Genomic DNA, 16137 nt, shown 5'->3' with positions numbered 1-16137 from the left:
ATGAATAAAAAATTTAATAAACAACGATTAGACAGTTCCAGCTATACAGATATACTGATAAGTAGAACGTTTTGAAGGAAAATTCACCATATAGGCATTTAAGGCTCACCATTATACATAAAAAATACAGTGGGAAAATATTCCCACTGCACACTTCTCATATTTCTAAATTACTCAAATAGAACCGTTTTTATCTCTTTCGTATCCAGACGCACTGTCACTTGTTTCTTATCTTCCGAAATATCTATCGCCCGGACCGGATTCAACTCTTTCTTTGTAAAGCCGTTCTTACCTTCATTCTTCTTCCAAAGTTGAAGCGTCACATAAATCTTGCTGCCAGCCAATTTATCAGAAGCCATAATCAAAGCACACTCATCGCTGACAGGGTGCAGCCCTTTCGGATACGATGTATATAGTTTATCCCATCCAGCCAATGGTATCATAGCCAGTTCATACTCTCCGTTATCAATAACCGGAATATCCAGCTTGCCGACCCTCCGGGATGTTTCTTTAAATACACCATTCAAACGAGGCAGGGAATAATGTCCCAAACAGATTTCCGTCGGTTCGGAGACCGAAACTTTATCCACTCTCAATATTCCATTCGGCAGCGGAATATCGGCCAGTTGATATCTTACTGTACTGTCTGTTTCAAGTACGGCATCACGGCGATAGATACCGTCTTTAAAACTTTGGAACGTATAAAGCCGTAATACTTCCCACTCGCCTTTCTGATTCTTTGTTCCGTAATTCATGGATATTTCTCCGTTCTTACCATCCGCCATCCACGGGAATTCCGTATTGTAAGCCAATTTGTTATAATTCTCCGTACTACGAAACTTCTGCCAGTCCTTTGCAACAGTTTCATGGCACCATGAGCGCATCTCAGCGCCTCCGCTATTCGGGTAATTCGTAATCAACAGGTTGGTTCCCGGCTGAAACTTATTATAGACATTCCCTTTTTTCAGTTCTTTATCCCAAGGACCATTATTTTCGGTGGCAGACCAGAAGTCTGAATTTTCCGGCAACAGCAAACTCAAAAAAGCTTTTCCGCACCAGTATACACTACCCCGACAACTATAAATCTGCACAGCGGGAGCAAACGGGCCATAAAATCCCATCGTTGGAACTCCTTCCTCCAGGAATTTCGGATTTTCCAGAAATTGCAGCAAGGTAGAAGAAGCAATCCTCCTTATCCAGCCATAATTTACATCGCCACTTTTATCATATTCCCACAGAGACAACGGGGCAGTCGCTGCAAAACGATAGCAGATGCTTCGTCCCCACATATTCATCTTACCATCCCGGCTAAACATGTATGGATAGTTAGCTACCATATCATGCTGGTTTGCCAGGAACTGCTGTGCCAACTGGGGAAATTGCTTCTTTCCAAACATTTCCGCCCAAATGGGGCCGTATGTCTGATAAGCCCACGCACTGTAATAATCATAAGCCGGAGCATCATTATACCAGCCTTCCCCCCGATAACGTGCCAGCAGTTTCTTTAAATTCGACTCCAGATAGCTCTCATTCACTGCATAGCCCTGATCTTTCAGAAAACTTAAAATAAAGACATTAAAGAACATCCAGTTAGAGCCTATGGTCGGTCCTTCTCCGTAGCTCAGCATGGTTGCAGCAAGCGAATCCTTTTGCGCTTTTGTCAGCGGGTCCCACAAAACGGCCTGAGCCGCTTTCATTGAAATGGCCAAAGAACCTAACTCCAGTAACGTCTGGCTAGGTCCTCCTTTACGATGAGAAATAAAACTCGGACTTTTCGGATTAGAGATACCGACTAATTGGTGCCGATAGTAATCTGCTACTCTTATTCCATTCATTACCAGTTCCGGATTATCTTTCAACAGGGGTGCTGCAATAAATAAGGTTCGTGCCAGCCCCTCCAACTTAGCAACCGGAACTTGTCCGTCATTATTGGGATATGTTTTGTCCAGTTGCTTCGGAAAGTACATCTGATCATCCAACGTATGGATATAACCGAATGCTCCTTTCAGCAGATACTCTCCCGCCTGTATCCAGTGTTGACGTGTCATTCCCGTATAAGGACTCTTTTGAAAATCAGGCTGCTGTACAGTAAACACACTCTCCTGAGCAATAGCGCCCGACAGTTCTGCCAACGGGAGAACAAATAATAAAAGAACTCCTATCACACAATCTCTTAAAACTTTTCTTCTCATTGTATTTCTATTTTTTGATCCAGCAATCCGTTAATATACACACATAATACTCCCTTCTTATACTCCAGCTTCAACTTGAAACTCCCGTACTTTTGTGGAGTGTACCACTCACCGCCTGTATTGCGCGAAGTTGTTTTCCAGCAATCAGATGTTCCAAGTATATTTGTGCTAGGATATACCTTTCCGTTATATCTAACTTCCGGTTTCATGGTTTGTCCGTTCAGATAATATTGAAGATCACCCAATTGTAAAAGGGAGCCTTGATAATTGTCTGCATCCAAAGTGACCGTTTGTTCCAATACAAAAGCCTTCTTCGGGTTGAACTTGAAATCCTTCTCCGTTACAACAGTCTTTTCCTTCTTCGCCCCCGGGAAACCTTTAAAATCACAGGCAATCCCTGTGCAATAGCCTTGCGGATACCGTGAACTGACAATCCAATCGTAATAATTGCCATACATCCATGTGAGCCGCAAAGGCGTATTTTTTGAATTTGGTACTATATAAGGACGGACATTATTCTGCTGCGAGTCTTGCGTAACCGCTTCTGTAGAGACCACCTCCCCGACCTCGTTCAAGATAAATTTCACGATCTCGTAAACCTTCCCCTGCTTTCCTTCCACAGGCAACGAGCAATAAACATGATTCGTATTCGCCGGATCTATAGTCATACCGGCACTGTAACATTTCTCCGAGTTTGGTGTCTGGTGAAAATGACCGCCGGCGTTGGCAAGGAATGTCTTTTTCCATTCGTGTCCGTTCCACTTCGCATAATAGTAATCATGGGAATTCTTATCACTACTGATTCGTACCATTGCAATGACCGGATTATCATTCTCATCCGAAGCAACCTGCCACACCCAATCGCGTGCGGATGGATTATCTATCAGAGTAGATGGATACTGACGCGCATAATCATCCGTCTTATTCACTTTAAAAGTACCGTCAGCAATAGTCGAAAGAGTATTCCCCTTAACATCCTTCAACTGCAAAGAGTGAATGTCTATATAATTAAAGTAGAGGAAATTAGGATTCTCATTATCCGGATGACCGGTTGTATAAGCAAAATAAATCTTATCTTTCCCATTCGACATATACTTGGCATAAGGACGGGCACCGGTAGACTGTACTATCTGATACGGTCCCCATTCCACCGCCACCTGATCATTCTGATCGGGCAACGACAGCTTGGCGATAGTAGGGTGCCAGCCAATCCCCCGCCAACAGAGATAGATATGTTCCGGATCATCCGATAAGATAAACGGAGACGGATAGGTGGTATTGTCCTTTGTTTTAATCACCTTTTCCTCTCCCAATGTCGTAATATCTCCGGGAAGGCGGGAAATACGATAGTAGAAACAAGGCTCATCCGTGTGACGGGAATAAAAGATCATAATCCGTTCATCCGGCAATACCAGAAACGTCGGATTATTGTGATCATCCGGCTGAAAATAGGAACGAATCAGTACCTCGTCCTGTCTTTTCTTTTTAAAGTCATACTGCATCGCTTTAATATTGCCGTGTATATCAATATAGCCGACATATGTCTTGTTTATTGTACCTTTTTCATTCTCATAATGCAACGCACGCGGATCAGCGAACCAACACCATGCTCCTTCGGAAGTTACTTCATACACTTGAGAAGATGCTACATTTTTATCACTGCCGGCATTTACAATGTCAACTTCGTGTCCTTGCACCGACAGCAAATGACAGAACAAATATAAAATCAGAAAAGGTAAAATCAGCTTCGCTCTCATGGTAACCAACTATTTTTTAGATTCAGCGCAAAAATAATGCTTTAGATACAAAAGGACATCCGAATACCGTTCATTAAAGTCCAAATTTAGATCATCTTCCCTATTATGAATGATAATTACCCTCCTTTGACAGATATGTAACCTTTTTATTTAGGTGGATCCCCTATCTTTGTCGTACTTATAATATAATAAAAATCTAACTATAAATATCATGAAGCATTTATTTACCAGAATCTTTCTATTCCACTTATTACTCATCGGAACAGTACAAGTAACGGCACAGAATAAGAAATCCGGCAATCCTATTCTACCGGGGTTCCATGCCGACCCGGAAGTACTGTATTCTCATCAGACAAAACGCTATTATATTTACCCCACCAGTGACGGATTTCCGGGATGGGGCGGAAGTTATTTTAAGGTCTTTTCATCGAAGAATTTAAAAACATGGAAAGAAGAGACTGTGATTCTGGAGATGGGCAAAAATGTGTCTTGGGCAAACGGAAACGCATGGGCTCCCTGCATCGAAGAAAAGAAGATAGACGGGAAGTATAAATACTTCTTTTATTATAGTGCCAACCCAACGACCAACAAAGGCAAGCAAATAGGAGTTGCCGTAGCCGACTCCCCCACCGGACCTTTCACAGATCTGGGCAAACCTATCATCACCTCTTCTCCCACAGGACGGGGACAGCAGATTGATGTGGATGTATTCACCGACCCCGTATCCGGCAAAAGCTACCTCTATTGGGGTAACGGCTACATGGCAGGAGCCGAGCTCAACGACGACATGCTGTCCATCAAAGAAGAGACAACGGTAGTATTAACTCCCAAAGGAGGGACTTTGCAGACTTACGCATACCGTGAAGCTCCTTACGTTATTTATAGAAAAGGAATTTACTACTTCTTCTGGTCTGTAGACGACACCGGCTCACCCAACTACCACGTAGTTTATGGTACCGCCCAATCACCGCTAGGTCCGATCGAAGTAGCCAAAGAACCAATAGTACTCATCCAAAATCCAAAAGAAGAGATCTACGGACCTGCCCACAACTCTATCCTGCAAGTACCGGGAAAAGACAAATGGTATATCGTATACCACCGTATCAACAAGAACCATCTGAATGACGGACCGGGCTGGCACCGCGAAGTATGTATTGACCGGATGGAATTCAATCCGGACGGAACAATCAAACAGGTAATCCCTACACCATAACACCGCAACAGAGATTCATACTAAAATAAATACTAAGATGAAAAACATTCTGACTGCGACATTCCTGACCTGCATCTGCATAACAGGCAGCGCGCAAATAAATCATGGATATCCTATAGACCCTGTCCCCTTTACTTCCGTTAAAGTGACGGACAACTTTTGGGGACAGCGCCTTCAAGCAAGCCGTGAAGTAACCATCCCTCTGGCATTCAGCAAATGTGAAGAGACGGGACGTTACGAAAACTTTGTAAAGGCAGCACATCCCAGCGATACCTACAAAGTAGAGGGCTTCTCTTTCGACGATACCGATGTATACAAAACAATAGAAGGAGCCAGTTACTCTCTGCAAACCTATCCGGACAAGAAACTGCAAAAGTACATTGACAGCGTACTCGTCATTGTTGCCGGAGCACAGGAACCGGACGGTTACCTTTATACAGCCCGCACCATGAACCCGAAGCACCCGCACAACTGGGCAGGAAAAGAGCGTTGGGTAGCGGTAGAGAACCTGAGTCATGAGTTCTACAATCTGGGCCACATGATAGAAGGAGCCGTAGCGCATTATCAGGCTACCGGAAAACGAAACTTCCTCGATATCGCCATTAAATATGCCGACTGTGTCTGCCGCGAAATCGGCAACGGCCCTCAACAGAAGAAATACGTACCGGGGCATCAGATAGCCGAAATGGCTTTAGTCAAACTATACATGGCGACGGGAGACAAAAAGTATCTTGATCAGGCAAAATTCTTCCTGGATACCCGTGGATATACCAGCCGGAAAGACACCTATAGTCAGGCACACAAACCTGTGGTAGAACAGGATGAAGCCGTAGGACATGCCGTACGTGCCGTATATATGTATTCCGGCATGGCAGATGTGGCAGCCATCACCGGAGACAGCAGCTACATCAAAGCGATAGACAAGATTTGGGACAACATCGTTTCTAAAAAGATTTATATAACCGGAGGCATCGGTGCACACCATGCAGGCGAAGCATTCGGCAACAACTACGAGCTGCCTAACCTGTCCGCTTATTGTGAAACCTGCGCCGCTATCGGCAATGTATACATGAACTACCGTCTTTTCCTGCTGCACGGAGACGCCAAATATTTCGATGTCCTGGAACGCACACTATACAACGGTCTGATATCGGGTGTATCACTGGACGGAGGTTCTTTCTTCTACCCCAACCCGCTGTCTTCTAACGGAAAATACAGCCGCAAACCTTGGTTCGGCTGCGCCTGCTGCCCTTCAAACGTCAGCCGTTTCATTCCGTCATTACCGGGATATGTGTATGCCGTGAAGAACGATCAGGTATACGTGAACCTTTATCTTTCCAACAAAGCCGAGCTAAAGGTAGACAAGAAAAAGATTCTGCTGGAACAAGAAACCGGCTATCCCTGGAATGGCGACATCCGCCTGAAAATAACGCAGGGCAATCAGGACTTCACCATGAAACTCCGTATCCCCGGCTGGGTACGCGGCAATGTACTTCCCGGTGATCTGTATTCTTACGCCGACAATCAGAAACCTGCCTACCAAGTATCCGTAAACGGACAGACAGTAGAAAGCGATGTCAATGATGGCTATCTCAGCATTGCCCGCAAATGGAAAAAGGGAGATGTGGTAGAGGTACATTTCGACATGATCCCCCGAATAGTAAAGGCAAATCCAAAAGTAGAAGCCGATCACGGACGTGTTGCCGTTGAACGCGGCCCCATCGTTTATTGCGCAGAATGGCCGGACAACAGATTCAACGTCCACAGCATACTTCTCAACCAGCATCCGCAATTCAAGGTAACAGACAAACCGGAGTTACTTTACGGCATCCGTCAGATAACGACCGATGCGCAGGCATTAAGTTATGACAAAGCTGGAAAACTGGTAACTAAAGACGTAGAACTCACACTGATACCCTATTATGCCTGGGCACATCGGGGCGAGGGTGACATGGAAGTATGGCTGCCTATCGATGTAAGCGCCACATCAGCACAGCCACAGGAAGCGGGAAAATGGGAAGATAACGGATTCTTTAAGAATTAATAATAAGCTGAGTCGAAGATAAGAAAGTACAGAGAACTTTTTTAGGCACGGATTTCACAGATGAACACGGCTTTTATTCATTAAGACCGTGTAATCTGTGAAATCCGTGCCTAAAATAATATTATTATATCAATCAGCCATTATCTTCACATCCGGCGAAGGGGCCCGGAACCAATATTCCGTCACTTTTCTTCCCTGTCCCGGAACCGTAAAAGACAATTTAATCAGATTATCATGCAATCGTTCCACACTGATTTCATTCTTTACTCCTTGTATGAAAACCGGATCAACCGATTTTTCCACCATCTCCACGTAAGTGCCATCCGACGGCAAACTGTACTCTCCCTGACAATAGATGATGGCATTTGACCTGCCGTTCATACCGGCTGTCATTATATTCATGAATGTCTGATCAGGCGATACGATCTTTAAAACAGGCAATAACAGAATTTTATATCCATGTTCGCCCGGTTGCACAACGCAACTCTGCCATACTCCTTGCAAAGACCTGTTTTCCACTTCTTGTCCGATAGGTACTACAAGTTCGGGAAAAGTAGGTCTCTGTGCCTCCGATCTGGACAGATTAAACATTATCGGAGCAGTAAAACGTACTTTCACTGCCTCGCCTCTATCCATTCCCGGTTTCCATTTAGGCATTAACTTCACTACACGCAAGGCTTCTTCGTCCAGCAAGGGATCGACTCCTCTTACAACTTTAGCCTGATCCAATGTTCCGTCTTCCATAATGACGAACTGTACGATCACACGACCAGAAACGCCTTTCTTCTGTGCTTCTACAGGATACTTGATATTTGTAGTCAAAAACTTCATCATCGCCTGCATCCCGCCCGGAAACTCCGGCATTTGATCGGGCATCAGATAAACTCCATCACTATCTACCTTCTCCACAGGCTTTTGTTGGGCAAGCGAAGGCAGGCATACCAACAATGCAATAAACAAACCGAATAATTTTGTGTTCATGGCTATCATATTTTAAGGTTAAACAATACCGCAATATAGTGTATTTTTATTAAAACACAGCAATATTCGTCTGTTTCTTTTCGCATAATGAAAAAATATCTATAGTCGCCAATCACTATTTACTTATGATAGATTCGGCTCTTAAAGTTTCACGCACAACCTTCCAGCCTTCACCATTATCAAAACGATAATATAAGTAGAATTGCTTTTCTTCTGGATTATAATAGTTCCGATATCCATATGAGCCATCATTGGGATCAGAACTTGGAGATAACATTTCAACTTTTAATCCATTCTCAGAATCGAAAGCAGATATCAGTACTTGGTTATCGGCATCTACAGTGATTACCATCGAATTTTTGTTGATTGTTTCTTTGGTATCATTCGCATCGTAAATTTGTCCGGCAATGTAAGTGCGTATCTTATTATATGCCAATGGCATGATAATTTTAGAGTCGAACGGCATTACGACATCATCCATAAAGCCGGAAGAGGCATAGTAAGTGGGTGTCTTTTGGGATGCATACTGATTCTTTTTATAAATTCGGAATAATACATTCCTTTTTTCTTCATTGATTTCGTAAGGTGTTGCCTCTTTAATGCGGAACGAAAGAAAGTAAGCAGAGTCAACGGATAGTTTTTCAATGATCGATGTCTTTATTTTCACTTGTAATTTTCCCACTTCATAGCTGGGGTTCACTCCTGCTTTTATTTCAACGATAGAAGATAAAAGTGAATAATCCCCGTCCTTCAGCTCACGGGCATATTTATCTGTTTCATCCATGTAGGTATTATAGTTATATTCCGTCAACAGCTCCGGATCTTTTTCTATGGTCAGATGCACATCCTGATCTATAGGATTAGTGCCGCTTACTGCGAAAGGCTGCACGCCTATGATATCTTCTTCATTATTCAGTTCAAATTCAGCGTGAAATATTTGCTCATTGTCGCTGATTGCATAGATCATCTTCTTGTAGCGTTCATCCTTGAAGAACTCGTCGCCATTGGAGCATGCCACCAAGCTTCCCCCACATAAGATTGTTAAAAAAGCTATATAAATATATTTTGTTTTCATGGTTATTTATGTTTTAATACGAAGTAAATTATTAATTCTCCCAGCCCGGGTTTTGGTCGAGATTTTCTACACGACGTACTTCAGCTTTGGGCAAGGGTAATAGAATCAGTCTTTTATCTATCACGCGATTTCGGTTGTTAACCTGATTCACAGGAATCGGATTCTGATAATAAGTATATTTATCTCCTCCCAAACGCATTCCATAAACACCAGTTTTTTCAGTCTCTTCATATATGCCCCACCGACGTACATCAAAGTATCTGCGGTTTTCGCAAGCGAATTCGATCATATATTCTCTCTTGATGATGTTGTCCAAAGTTGTTTCATCTGATGCGGCTTCTGTGTCAGATAATCCAGGCAGACCGACGCGATTTCGTATCGGGTTGAAGTATTTTTGTATTTCAGTTGGAATACGTTCGACTGTATAGCTTTGCGGAGCATTATTTCCACCATTGATTGCGGGTAATTCGACGGTATAGCTTTTACTCAGGTGATTTATTGCTTCTACATATCCTAATAAAATTTCCGCATATCGGATGATAGGAAAATATTTGGTAGTTCGCATACTTCCGGTTCCTATCCATGCGTCGTCCGCATGGATCCATTTAGTCAGCACATATCCTGTTGCCGGATAATCCAGAGGATTGGTTATGGCGGAATTTTTCCCGGAAAACAGATCGCGTCCTGAAGTTACCATTTGATGATACCACGCCCTATAAGGGCCATATTGTTCTTGGGTATTGGAACGTGCTGCCCAGTAACGTCCGGAGTAACCTATTGTAGCATAAAAACGATTCTCTCGGTTCAGATACATACCGTATACTCCCATCGGAATAGTGTAGCCGGAGAACTCCTCTGCACTGGTGGAAAAGTAATCATCGGTCACTGTACCGTTTGCTACATGATATGGATATTCTTTACTTGCATCATTTTTATCTCGTCCATCCACCATATAATAAGCGTCTACCAGTTTTTGAGTAACGCAGAGGTTGTTCCATCCCCCCATTGCTTTTTCCGTCGGGAAACTGCATTGTGTCATGTTTGCCATAGCATCCGACTGTCTACCCCAGATAAATTCTGGATTTTTACTGCCTATCGTTTCTCCGGTGAACATTTCTGAATAGGAACGATAATAGTCGATATTCTGAAAATCGGGGTCAGTGATTGTCACGGAAGCCGGCAATACTCGGGGAGGCATGCTGGGATCGATGGGAGAAGTATGCAATTTGTATTTGTTCATCTCAATGACACGTTTACATGCTGCAGCTGCTACTGCCCAGCGTGTTTCATCGTAGTTCTGATTCACATAGTTGGCTCCGTCCACTGTCCGCTTCCAGTTGCCGAAAGCTGTGCGTGCGGCCTGTCCGCCATTATATAACGGACTTGCTTGTTGCAACCGCAGACGAGCTATCAACGCAAAAGCAGCACCACGTGAAGGACGTCCAAAAAAAGTCGGATTTAAGTCTATAGGCATATATTTGGCAGCAAGTTCCAGTTCATTACAACAGTAATCCACACATTCGTCATAAGTCGAACGGGAATAATTGTAAGTTTCAGGTAATTCATTATTGGGTAAGATATCATCACCGAGTATAATGCACGGACCATAAGACTGGATCAGATTGTAATAAGCATAACCACGCATCATGTGGGTGTAGCCAGTGATTTCCTCATCTTGTATTGTATTCATGTGAGCCTCTCCTTTGCGTGCCAGTATGTAGTTACATTTACGGATCACTTTATACATGGACGACCATATATTCATGCTATAGTTACCGATGTTATCGGCATTAATAGTTCCCAGAATGTAGGAGAGTCCGCGAAGGCCATGCTCCGGATTCTGACTTGAGAAAGCTTCATCCGTAGCCATCGGACCGGGAGTGACCGGATCGGTAAGGATGCGGCTCTCGTCGGGGAACTGATCTGATGTTCCCCACATATATTGTACCAGATACTCGTATTTAGTAAAGATACTGTCAAACTTCATTGTATCGTCAAAATAGTCGTCGACTCTTAAAAAATTGCATGAGGTGAATCCTCCGGTCGTAAGTATCCCAAGAAATACGATGAATAGGTTTATTGATCGGTGTAATATATACTTTTTCATAATTTTGTTATTTAATGATCATGTTTAGAAATGAACGATTGCCTGGAAACTAACGCGGCCCGGAATCGGATAAGCACGTCCATTACTTGTGGCGAGTTCCGGATCGAATAATTTAACGCTGTCCCAAGTGTGCAAATCGTTTGCTACTACAGCGAGATCGATCGAATTTATTCCAATACTTTTTAATAAATTACAGTTACAGTTATAGTTCAGGCTGATTTCATCGAGCCGTAAATATTTGCGATTGCCTTTCCAGAATGTAGATGCCTGCGCATTGTTCTGATTGCTACCGTAACTTAGCCGCGGGAACATGGCATTGGGATTTTCTCTCATACTGGCTGGTATGCTGGGATCGTCATAATCGGCCGGAATCCAACGGTTGGCAGGATTGGCTGCAATAGTGAGTACATTGCCCAGTTTACCATCATAGAAAGGAATATATCCCACATTATTGCTTCCCCATGTCCATATTTTGTAATAGTCTGTATTACCTATTCCACTGAAACGTACGCCCAATGTCAGCTTTTTCCATCGAAATTCTCCTCCGAAACCATACATCAGACGCGGGTAATCCTGATAGCTGACTGGTACCTGGTCGTCACTGTTAACAACACCGTCACCGTTTACATCCTTATATTTGATATCTCCCGGCAGGTAACTTCCGAAATCTTGTTTCGGGCTATTGTTGATCTCTTCTTGGTCCTTGAAAAGTCCTAAAGCGATATAACCTTTCATGTAGCCATTAGGGCGTCCTGTTGCTGATGTATATTCATACTTGGTATCTCCTTCCTCATAGTAGTTCACCTTATTGGTAGAGTATGTGAAATTAGCACGAAGCGTGAATTCCATGTCTTTATTGATGCGTTGGTTGAAGGTGATATTGCCGTCGCTACCCCAGCTTACCATACTGCCCACATTACCGAATGGCATATTTACGAGTCCTACAAAATCAGGAACTTGTTTGCGTTCTTGGAAAATTCCGTCGCGAGTATCCCGGAAGAAGTCTATTACAAACTCAAATTTATCGAATAATTTACCTTCCAGACCGACGTCAAACTTCTTTGCTTTTTCCCACTCCAGATTATCTGCCCCGATCGAGTTTTCCCAAATACCTCCCTTGGTATACTTCCAGTTTGTGGTAGCGGAACCATTTACATTTATGCTGGTCAGATATGGAAAACGCTTGTCGGTGATACGGTCGTTACCAACTAAACCGTATGAAGCGCGGATTTTAAAATAGTTCAACCATGGCATTTTATCTTTTGTCCATTGATAACTACTCGGTACCCATGCACCAGATATGGATGGAAAGAATCCGAACTGGCGTCCTGGCTGGAAATTCTCGGAACCTGTATAACCGAAGTTGCCGTCGACTATATATGTATCATTATAATTGTAGCCGACTTTAGCGGAAAGTCCTTGATAACGAACTGGAATAGCCGACATCGTGTCATTGGCATCAGTTGACCGCTTTTGATCACTCATTTCATAATGCGCCAGTGCCGTAAGCGTGTGTCCGTGTCCTAAATCATGTGCCCAGTTCATGGTAGCCTGAAGGAAGTATTTGCGGTATTGCATTTCCCATTTACTGTACTGGGTCGTTATGCGTTCGGTCTGGCGTTTTCCTGCGAGTTCTCCAGTTGCATTACGCTTATCATATGACCACAGTTCGGGGATGATGTAGCGTGTTTCATGAAAAGCGTTGTCGTTGGTATAGGCTCCTTGTATATTCAGCTTCAATCCTTTAATCAGCATACCCAGGTCCTGATCTAAACTTAATGTATAAGTAGAAGTGAATTCTTCTTCTTGTTTCAATCCTGTGTGGTTCAGAAGTACATAAGGGGACATTTCATCTGTCACTCCATTGGCTGAAGGAAGCATTCCGTTAGAGTAAACCACTGGTATGGTAACCGGAGTCAGTTTGCTGCAAGCAGACCAGATCAGATTAGTATCTGCGGCACCCGGCAGGTTTCTGATTGTCTTATTGGCATTGACACCAAAATATAATTTGGTAGTTTTAGTTAAATCTATATCAATATTAGCACGTAGCCCGAAGGTATTATATGCCAAACCTTTAAAATACTTACTGGATTTATCCTGTTGGTAAGCAGAAGTCTCGTTAGAACCATTTAAGCTGATAAAGTATCGTGCTATACTACCACCGCCCCGGGCACTCAAATAATAGGTTTGTTGCCAATAAGACCTTTTGAGAACTTCATCCTGCCAATTGACATCCGGATATAAATCCGTATCCAGGCCGTATTTAATGATATCCAGTTCCTGATTCGTATATTTAGGGTCATCGCCACGTACAACGAGTGCTTCATTCGCCAATTTTGCATAGTTATATCCGTCGCAATATTCCGGTAGGCGCTTTAGCCATGAAATAGTAGCATTTGCACGTGCAGTAAAGCTTAACTTTTCTTGTTTTCCTCTTTTGGTGGTAACAAGTACTACGCCATTTGCCCCCCGTACTCCATACATGGCTGTTGCCGAAGCATCTTTTAATACGGAGAAACTTTCAATATCAGCCGGGTCTACATCATTCAGGCTACCTTCCAGACCGTCAATGAGGACAAGTGCTGATGCGTTTGCTCCAAATGTTCCGATACCGCGTATCCAGAAATCTGAGATATTTTTACCCGGTTCGCCACTGCCTTGTGTCGAGATAATACCGGCAACTCGTCCTCCCAGCATATTAGCCAGACTGGTGGCAGGAGTCTGTAATGTCGCTACGTCTACGGAAGTGACAGCACCTGTCGTTGTTATTTTACGAGTCTTGCTTCCATAAGCTTCTACTACCACTTCATCAAGTGCACTTACATCCGGTACTAATTGGATAACCAGTTTTTTTTCAGTTTTTAATGCTAGATACTCGTGTCTGGTATATCCTATAAAACTGAACTGCACTTTATCTCCACGATCGACTTTCAAAACAAATTTTCCATCCATATCGGTGTTCGTACCTATGCCTGTTTTATCTTTTACATATACGCTGACTCCCGGGACAGGCTGTCCTGTTTCATCTTGGACTATACCGGATATCTCAAACTTTTGCTGTGCTTGTGCCATTATGGTAATGGAGCAGAAAAACAGCATAAGATATATTCTATTTGTTATATAAGCTTTCATTTTTTTCTTCTTTAAACGATTACTACTCATCATTACATAAATGCCAGTTTCATTATTACTTTATTGCCTGCATCTGCAACGTAAATGTCATTTTCGGGAGTTATACAGATACCATAAGGTCTGTTCATTCTTGAAACTGTAGGATTTCCGGCAGCATATCCGGATTTCCCGCCTATTCCTGCTACGGTACTCATCAATTTTGTCTCCATATTGTACATACGTACACAGTTATTGTTGGCATCACAGATGTATATCACCTTTTCTCCGGTTTCAGGGTCGTGCATTGACAAAATCTGTTGAGGATTGTTCAATCTTGCCACAGAAACGTGTCCATCTTGATATGCTCCTGGTCCCTGTATGCCGCAGACATCTGTCTCAAAGCCGCTGTCTTCCGGATTCTTTGTCAAATCAATGCAGGTTATTTTGTTGTATTCATTCAAGGCACAGTAAATCTTGGTCGGGTCGTCGGGGTCTGTAGCCAGACATGCATCTGATTTGGCAAAAGTGGTGACATAATCGTAGACACGATCTTCAAGTTTGAAACGGAAGAATTGACCTTGCCACGTCCGGCAATAGATAAAACTTTCGCCATTAGCATCTGTTGCACGAGCATAGGAACACATATACTCCAACTTCTGACCGCTTGGTACGGGACGATATCCTTTTGCCTGGTAACTGGCGTCGGGGGCAATCAACTTCCTTTTCACAAAAGACCATGAATCCTTAGGATCAACTTCCCAAAAAAATGGAGCATGGTGCGCACAGAAGTAAACCTTCTCTGTTTTGTCATCATAATACGGAGTGCTAGGCGAGCCTCCGTTTTCAGTAGATGCTCCATAATCCAAAAACTTAGAGTAGTTCTCAGGTTCATTAATGTAAATAAGACTGCCACTTTGACCTGATTTTTATGGTTCATATATATGACGCCACTGGGATCGCACGCTAGATGCTGCATACTATTGGCAAATGTTGTGGTTTCCAAGCTTCCTTCTACAAATGTTTCTGTATTGGAGTTGAGCTGTCCGGCTACATATATCAACTGATAATTCTTTTCATAGGCGAAATGCTTTTCTGCGAAAATAGTATCGGTGGTGTTACCGTTTAAAAGCATACCTATCTTACAATCATCGCCCGGGAGTTTCGGGACATGAACCAGCACCCGATCGCCGGATGCTCCTACAACAATCGCTTCTTTTTTATTAAAGAATACACGTACCTTTTTAGGGTTGTTGCCAAAGTTTTCACCCTGGAGGATTACTTTATCAAAGTATCCGCCTTCCTGGGGAGACAATTCGCTAATTCTGACCGGAAGATTAGGGTTATACCCGTCTTCTCCTTTGTCATCGCTGCATGAAACAATTGTAAACGCTGTGGTCACAAAAAGAAAAGTTCGGAGTCCAATAAGAGGAAGCCATGTGTTTTTTCTCATACTTTTCATAAATATTCCTATTAGATTATATACCGCAAATGTAACAACTCGGCAGTCCACATTGTAGGACTAATACGATTTAGAGTAATACAATATCGACATGAACGACTATAGCAGGATTTATTATAAAACAATATCGATATATTATTTAAAATTATCGACATCAAAAGAGTTATATTTATTTTTTATATATCTTTATCTTCACAT

At 42.9% G+C, this 16137-nt stretch carries 10 protein-coding genes; 2 read left to right on the top strand and 8 right to left on the bottom strand.

The genetic code is table 11. The features are described from left to right. Positions 1-170: 170 nt before the first annotated feature. Both BT_RS18545 and BT_RS18540 read right to left on the bottom strand, forming a co-directional pair. Positions 171-2192: a DUF2264 domain-containing protein gene (locus BT_RS18545; RefSeq protein WP_008767024.1), complete on the bottom strand. Its 2022-nt coding sequence runs from the start codon at positions 2190-2192 to the stop codon at positions 171-173. Continuing rightward, entirely contained in the window at positions 2189-3949 is a 1761-nt protein-coding gene (locus BT_RS18540; protein ID WP_008767025.1) for a BNR repeat-containing protein, read from the bottom strand. Before BT_RS18540 ends, BT_RS18545 begins: the two co-directional genes overlap by 4 nt. A 211-nt stretch (positions 3950-4160) precedes the next feature. Here BT_RS18540 and BT_RS18535 point away from each other — a divergent pair, with 211 nt between their 5' ends. Both BT_RS18535 and BT_RS18530 read left to right on the top strand, forming a co-directional pair. Then, positions 4161-5162 (top strand): family 43 glycosylhydrolase, encoded by a 1002-nt coding sequence (locus BT_RS18535; RefSeq protein WP_008767026.1) that lies wholly within the window; start codon positions 4161-4163, stop codon positions 5160-5162. A gap of 37 nt (positions 5163-5199) precedes the next feature. Continuing rightward, complete coding sequence (locus BT_RS18530) at positions 5200-7206, top strand: glycoside hydrolase family 127 protein (protein ID WP_008767027.1); 2007 nt, start codon at positions 5200-5202, stop codon at positions 7204-7206. A gap of 129 nt (positions 7207-7335) precedes the next feature. Here BT_RS18530 and BT_RS18525 read toward each other — a convergent pair whose 3' ends face one another. The 6 genes from BT_RS18525 to BT_RS24745 all read right to left on the bottom strand — a co-directional run bounded on the left by BT_RS18525 (position 7336) and on the right by BT_RS24745 (position 15939). Continuing rightward, positions 7336-8187, bottom strand: coding sequence for a TonB family protein (locus tag BT_RS18525; protein WP_008767028.1), 852 nt, complete (start codon positions 8185-8187; stop codon positions 7336-7338). A gap of 115 nt (positions 8188-8302) precedes the next feature. Next, the gene (locus tag BT_RS18520) at positions 8303-9262 is read right to left on the bottom strand and encodes a BT_3044 domain-containing protein (protein ID WP_008767029.1); all 960 of its coding nucleotides are present in this window, start codon (positions 9260-9262) and stop codon (positions 8303-8305) included. Positions 9263-9293: 31 nt separating this feature from the next. Further along, a complete protein-coding gene (locus BT_RS18515) occupies positions 9294-11369 on the bottom strand; it encodes a RagB/SusD family nutrient uptake outer membrane protein (protein ID WP_011108928.1) in 2076 nt (691 codons plus the stop codon). A gap of 24 nt (positions 11370-11393) precedes the next feature. Further along, a complete protein-coding gene (locus tag BT_RS18510; protein ID WP_008767031.1) occupies positions 11394-14501 on the bottom strand; it encodes a SusC/RagA family TonB-linked outer membrane protein in 3108 nt (1035 codons plus the stop codon). A 32-nt stretch (positions 14502-14533) separates the two neighbouring features. Continuing rightward, the gene (locus tag BT_RS24750) at positions 14534-15208 is read right to left on the bottom strand and encodes a hypothetical protein (RefSeq protein WP_237708485.1); all 675 of its coding nucleotides are present in this window, start codon (positions 15206-15208) and stop codon (positions 14534-14536) included. Further along, entirely contained in the window at positions 15205-15939 is a 735-nt protein-coding gene (locus tag BT_RS24745; protein ID WP_011108925.1) for an IPT/TIG domain-containing protein, read from the bottom strand. Before BT_RS24745 ends, BT_RS24750 begins: the two co-directional genes overlap by 4 nt. Between the last annotated feature and the right edge of the window lie 198 nt (positions 15940-16137).

This window comes from Bacteroides thetaiotaomicron VPI-5482, from assembly GCF_000011065.1.
GTDB lineage: Bacteria > Bacteroidota > Bacteroidia > Bacteroidales > Bacteroidaceae > Bacteroides > Bacteroides thetaiotaomicron.
The sequence above is the reverse complement of the archived record's forward strand: the minus strand, read 5'-3'. Positions and strand labels throughout refer to the sequence as shown.

Coding starts and splice junctions, on each gene's coding strand:
- BT_RS18545 (WP_008767024.1), bottom strand. CDS start 2,192: ATGAGAAGAAAAGTTTTAAGAGATTGTGTGATAGGAGTTCTTTTATTA.
- BT_RS18540 (WP_008767025.1), bottom strand. CDS start 3,949: ATGAGAGCGAAGCTGATTTTACCTTTTCTGATTTTATATTTGTTCTGT.
- BT_RS18535 (WP_008767026.1), top strand. CDS start 4,161: ATGAAGCATTTATTTACCAGAATCTTTCTATTCCACTTATTACTCATC.
- BT_RS18530 (WP_008767027.1), top strand. CDS start 5,200: ATGAAAAACATTCTGACTGCGACATTCCTGACCTGCATCTGCATAACA.
- BT_RS18525 (WP_008767028.1), bottom strand. CDS start 8,187: ATGAACACAAAATTATTCGGTTTGTTTATTGCATTGTTGGTATGCCTG.
- BT_RS18520 (WP_008767029.1), bottom strand. CDS start 9,262: ATGAAAACAAAATATATTTATATAGCTTTTTTAACAATCTTATGTGGG.
- BT_RS18515 (WP_011108928.1), bottom strand. CDS start 11,369: ATGAAAAAGTATATATTACACCGATCAATAAACCTATTCATCGTATTT.
- BT_RS18510 (WP_008767031.1), bottom strand. CDS start 14,501: ATGAAAGCTTATATAACAAATAGAATATATCTTATGCTGTTTTTCTGC.
- BT_RS24745 (WP_011108925.1), bottom strand. CDS start 15,939: ATGAAAAGTATGAGAAAAAACACATGGCTTCCTCTTATTGGACTCCGA.